At 72.9% G+C, this 5,096-nt stretch carries 5 protein-coding genes; all 5 read left to right on the top strand.

The annotated features are described in order from the left end of the window. Positions 1 to 125: 125 nt before the first annotated feature. Entirely contained in the window at positions 126 to 1,334 is a 1,209-nt protein-coding gene (locus ACFE67_RS13905; RefSeq protein ID WP_375407471.1) for a sensor histidine kinase, read from the top strand. After that, positions 1,331 to 2,362: a hypothetical protein gene (locus ACFE67_RS13900; RefSeq protein WP_375407470.1), complete on the top strand. Its 1,032-nt coding sequence runs from the start codon at positions 1,331 to 1,333 to the stop codon at positions 2,360 to 2,362. The genes ACFE67_RS13905 and ACFE67_RS13900 overlap by 4 nt, the downstream gene beginning before the upstream one ends. An 85-nt stretch (positions 2,363 to 2,447) precedes the next feature. Then, positions 2,448 to 2,606, top strand: coding sequence for a hypothetical protein (locus tag ACFE67_RS13895; RefSeq protein ID WP_375407469.1), 159 nt, complete (start codon positions 2,448 to 2,450; stop codon positions 2,604 to 2,606). Then, entirely contained in the window at positions 2,599 to 3,855 is a 1,257-nt protein-coding gene (locus ACFE67_RS13890) for a sensor histidine kinase (protein WP_375407468.1), read from the top strand. The genes ACFE67_RS13895 and ACFE67_RS13890 overlap by 8 nt, the downstream gene beginning before the upstream one ends. Then, complete coding sequence (locus ACFE67_RS13885) at positions 3,852 to 4,880, top strand: hypothetical protein (protein ID WP_375407467.1); 1,029 nt, start codon at positions 3,852 to 3,854, stop codon at positions 4,878 to 4,880. The genes ACFE67_RS13890 and ACFE67_RS13885 overlap by 4 nt, the downstream gene beginning before the upstream one ends. The last annotated feature ends 216 nt before the right edge of the window (positions 4,881 to 5,096 follow it).

Here is a 5,096-nt window from a genome sequence, read left to right as displayed (position 1 = left end):
GGATCTGCTGCGTCGCGCGGTCGAGGACGGGATCCTCCCCGGACTCGACCCCGACGCGCCCACCCATGACGACTGAGGGACGGCCCGTCGCGACCGCACCGGCCGGGCCCGCAGCGTCGACGGTGATGGATCGCGCCACCCGCATCATCGGCGCGGAGCGGTTCGAGCGCTACCTCGGCATCGTCGTCGGTGCCTTCGGTGTGCTCTACGCGCTGCAGACGGTCGACGCGTTCACCGCCGACGTGGCCTCGTTCGGCGGCGTGCTCACCGGTGCGGCGATCGTGCCGATCTGGGCGTCGGCGCTCGGCGGCCCGATCGCCGCGGTCGCCCGCGGAGCGTCCCGTCCGATCCTGTGGGCTGCCGTCGCGGCGTACGCCCTGGGGCTCGTCGTGCTCCCCTTCGCGATCACGCAGCCGATCTCGCACGACCAGGTCTCGTGGATCGCCGCGATGTCGGCGGTCCCGATGGCCTACCTCGCCGTCGCATCGTCGTCGGCCGTGCTGTCGATCACCATCGGCGTCGCTCTCGCCGCCCAGGTCGGCGTCGTGCTCGGGGTGGCCGGCGGCGTCCGGCCCGCGGAGGCGCTGGCCGACGCGCTGCTCGTCCTGATGCTGACGGTCGTGCTGACCCTCGTGGTCGCCGCGCTCCGGGGCGACGTCCGGCGCGCCGACCGCGCGCAGGCCACGGTGCTCGCGGAATACGCGGCCGCTCGTGCGGAGGACGCCACCGAGCTGGAGCGGCGCCGGACCGATGCGCTGCTGCACGACGCGGTGCTCACCACCTTCCTGACCGCCGCATCCGCCCAGACGCCGGAGACCGAGGAGCTCGCGGGCCGGATGGCTGCCAACGCCGTCCGGGTGCTCGCCCACGTGAACCGGTCGACCGACTACGGGATCGCGATCCCGTTCGCCGAGCGGTGGGCCGCGGTCGAGACGCGACTCGCGCCCCTCCTGTCCCGGTTCGCCGTGCAGGCCGGCGGCTCCGGAGCCGTGATCCTGCCCGTCGACATCGCGGATGCGCTGCTCGACGCGATGGCCGAGGCGATGGCGAACAGCGTCCGTCACGCCGACGCGGAGTCGCGGGAGCTGCGGATCACGCCGCTCGGTCCGGACGGCCTGCGCATCATCGTGCGCGACGACGGCGTCGGCTTCGACCCCGCCAGCGTGTCGCTGCGCGGCGTGGCGACCATCGTGCAGCAGCCGCTGCGCCGCGTCGACGGCCGCGCCGACATCGACACCGCGCCGGGACGCGGCTGCACCGTCGTGCTGAGCTGGGGATCGGTCGTGATGGCGGGGACCGATCCGCTGTCGGATGAGGCGCTGGTGATCGCATGATCGCCCTGCCGCGCCGATTCATCCTCATCATGGGATGGGTCTCCATGACGTTCGTGGTGACGTTCGCGATCGTCCAGATCCGGACCCAGACGGTGCCGGGCCCCTCGATCGCGGCGCTCGTCCTGTTCGCCGGGGTGTTCCTCCTGCTCTTCGTCGACCGCGACCCGGATCGGCTGCCGCGCTGGAAGGCGGCGCTGGGGACGGTCGCCGGAGCTGCCGTCCCGGTGCTCGGCACGGTCGCGGTGGATCCCCTGCGCGACTCCTACGACTCCGGAGGATGGTCCGTCCGCGCGGCCGGCTGCATGGTCGTCGTCCTCTACTGGCGCCGACGCGAGCCTCTCGCCTGGCTGCTGACCGCAGCGCTGGTGGCACACACGATGCTCTGGGCCGGCCCTGGCGGCCTGGATCGCTTCAGCGTCTCCCGGACGGTGCTGCTCGTCGCCGTCCTCGCCGGAGGCGGTTGGGCGCTGCAGCGCACCACCCGGGACATGCAGCGGTCGTCGGCCGCGGAGCGCCGGGAGATCGAGTACCTCGCGGCCCAGGACGCGTACCACGCGGAGCGCCAGCTCCGGTTCGTGACGACCGGCCGCCTCGCAGCGCCGATGCTCCAGCGGATCGCCGACGCCCGCGGCCGGCTCGATCCGGCCGACCGCGCCGAATGCCGCGTGCTCGAAGAGACCATCCGCGACGAGATCCGCGGCCGGCGGCTGCTGAACGACGTCCTCCGCGATCGGATCATGGCCCTGCGCCGGCGCGGTTCGATCGTGCAGGTCAACGACGACGGCGGGATCGACGACCTCGAACCGGCCGTGGTCGATCCGATGCTCACCCGCGTCGCCGAGGCCATCGCCCCGTTGACGTCGGACCGGATCGTCATCCGCACCTCGGCTGCGGACTCGCCGAGCGCGCTCACCGTCGTCGCGACGTCGAGCGATCCGATCGCGGCCGCGCTCGGCCTCGACGACGGGGACGACCGCGTCGACCTGTGGCTCGAGATCGACAGACCGGTCGGTACGCCATCTGGATGACACACGGGGCGCCTCGTCCGGCAGCGCCGGCCCGCTCGTACACTCCCGCACGACCGTGCTCCACCCATTCGAAGGAAGGCCCGCTGTGACGACGACCTCGTCCGCCGAGCAGGCGACCGATCCGGTCCGCCCGGCGGAGGTGCGCGCGCAGGAGCCGCCGCGGCCGGGTTCGCGTGCCGGACACCGGTTCGTCGGCGCGACGACCGTGCGCGGGCTCGACCTCAGCCCCGTCCACGATGACTGACACGCGCGGGCGCGACATGGCGGCCCGGATGGGGCTCGCCCCGATCGGTTCACGGCGCATCGAGATGGTGCTGGCGGGCATGGTCAGCCTGTTCGGGCTGCTGTTCGCCGCCATGACGCTGCCCCGCCTCGCCGAGGACTGGGCGCAGATGAGCATGGCCGTCGGCCTGCTGCTCGCCGTGTCGGTGTACGGCACGATCGCCGTCGCCGCGCTCTCCGCGCTGCTGCACCAGTGGACGCGTTCCGTGTTCGGCGGCACCGCGCTCGTCTACCTCGCCGCGCTCGCGCTGTGGCCCGTCGCGGTCGGCAACCACTACGACGGTCCCGGGGCGCCCTGGCTCTTCGCCATCGCCGGCGTCCCGTGCGCGCTGATGATCGTCGCCGCACGCTGGTTCGTCGCGACCGGGTACGTCTTCTCGGTGACGGTCGCGATCGCCGCGATCCGCACCACACCCCCCGGCGGATCGGCGACCCTGTCGACCGCCCTGCTCGGCGCCTCCTCCACCGCCGAGCTGGGTCTGGCGCTGCTCCTCGTCGTCCACGCCGTGCGGCGAGCGGCCCGCGACGTCGACTCCGCCGAGGGCGCGGCGCTCAGCCTGTACGCGGGTGCGCGGATCGACGAGGCGACCGAGTCGGAGCGGACCCGCACCGACTCGCTCGTGCACGACTCGGTGCTCACCACCTTCCTCTCCGCTGCCGGGGCGCACACGCCCGAGGCGCGGGCGCTCGCGTCGCGCATGGCGGTGCACACGATGACCGTGCTGTCGCGGGCGACCGTCGCATCGCATATCGGGCCGAAGGTCCCGATCGCGGAGCTGCCCGCCCGCGTGCGCTCCGACTCCGCCGGGATCGGCGACGCCTTCACCGTCGCGACGGAGAACATGCGCGACCAATCCGTGCCGGAGTCGGTGGCGGATGCGATCGTGTCGGCCGCGGTGCAGGCCATGACGAACAGCGTCAAGCACGCGGGAGGCCCCGAGGTCCCGCGCTCGATCACCTTCGAGGGCATCGCCGGCGGCGGCATCCGGGTGGTCGTCGAGGACCGGGGCCGCGGCTTCGACCCGTCGGCGGTCGCCTCCGAACGCCTCGGCCTGCGCGTGTCGATCATCGAGCGGATGCACCGCGTCGGCGGCGACGTGGAGGTGCGCACCGCGATCGGCGAGGGGGCGACGTTCGTCCTGTCCTGGCCCGCTTCGGCCGTGGGCGCTGCCGACCGCGCGGCGGCCGGTGACTCGGCGGTGCTCGCATGATCCCGCTCCCTCGGCCCCTGCTCGCGCTGCTCGCCGCCGGAGTCGCGGCCGGAACGATCGTCAACGGTGCGCTGGTGATGACCGCGTCGGTGCATCCGGAGCGGATCCTGATCGCGCTGGGCCTGTTCACGACGGCGTTCCTGCTGACCGTCGCGGATCGGGGTCCGACCCTCTCGCCGCTGGTGTCCGGGCTGAACGCCGGTGTCTCCTTCGCGATCGCCCTGCTCTGCGCGAGCGCCCCGGTGGCCTCGCGGACGATGGGGGACGTGCACTGGTACATCGGTGCGGCCGGCTGCCTCCTGGTGGTGACGATGATCCGACAGCGCTCGGTGCACGCGTGGGTGGGCACGGGCCTGGTCGTGGCGCAGAGCCTCGTGTGGGAGGGGTCGGCAGGGCTGATCGGTGCCGCGACGATGACGCTGTGGGTCGCGGCGGCGTACTTCGGTGTCCGCGCCCTCTCGCACGCGATGCGCGACATCCACCAGTTCGCCCGCTCGGAGCGCGAGGCGGTGGAGTGGCAGGCCGCGCAGGACGCGCACCACTTCGAGCGGCAGGTCCGTCTGACCCAGACGAGCCGCGTCGCCCTGCCGATGCTGCGTCACATCGCGGAGGTCGACGGCGACCTCGACGAGGACGCGCGAGCGGAGTGCCGGGTGCTCGAGCAGACGATCCGTGACGAGATCCGCGGCCGGCGCCTGCTGAACGAGGCGCTCCGCGACCAGGTCATCGCCCATCGCCGGCGCGGCGCGTTCGTGCAGGTCCTCGACGACGGCGGCCTGGACGACATCGACCCGGCGCTGATGGAGCCGGTGCTCGACCGTGTGGCGGAGGCGGTCAGCCGGCTGCACTCCGACCGCATCATCATCCGGACCGCACCCAAGGGCTCCGACAAGGCCATCACCGTCGTCGCGATCACGATCGACGAGACCGCCGCCGCGCTCGGTCTCGAGGACGAGGGCGAAGAGGTCGACCTCTGGCTCGAGGTCATGCGCCCGGACGGCGCCCCCGAGCCGATGGTGGTCTGAGTCGCCTCCGGCGGCATGATCACGCACCCACCACACTCGTTCGGTCACAGCCACACCACCCACGCCCCGCACCCACGCTGTCAGCCGCAGCGCCCGTGCAGGGCGCTGCGGTACAGCACAGCTCTTCGATGCGCTCGCGCATCGAAGGCAATAAACACGAGAGGGGCCGGTCTCCCCAGACCGGCCCCTGTGCACCCCGTTCGGCAGGACATCCCC

The sequence above is a fragment of the uncultured Amnibacterium sp. genome (assembly GCF_964244015.1).
Classification (GTDB): domain Bacteria; phylum Actinomycetota; class Actinomycetes; order Actinomycetales; family Microbacteriaceae; genus Amnibacterium.
Note: the sequence above shows the minus strand (reverse complement) of the source record. Positions and strands in the feature narration are given on the sequence as shown.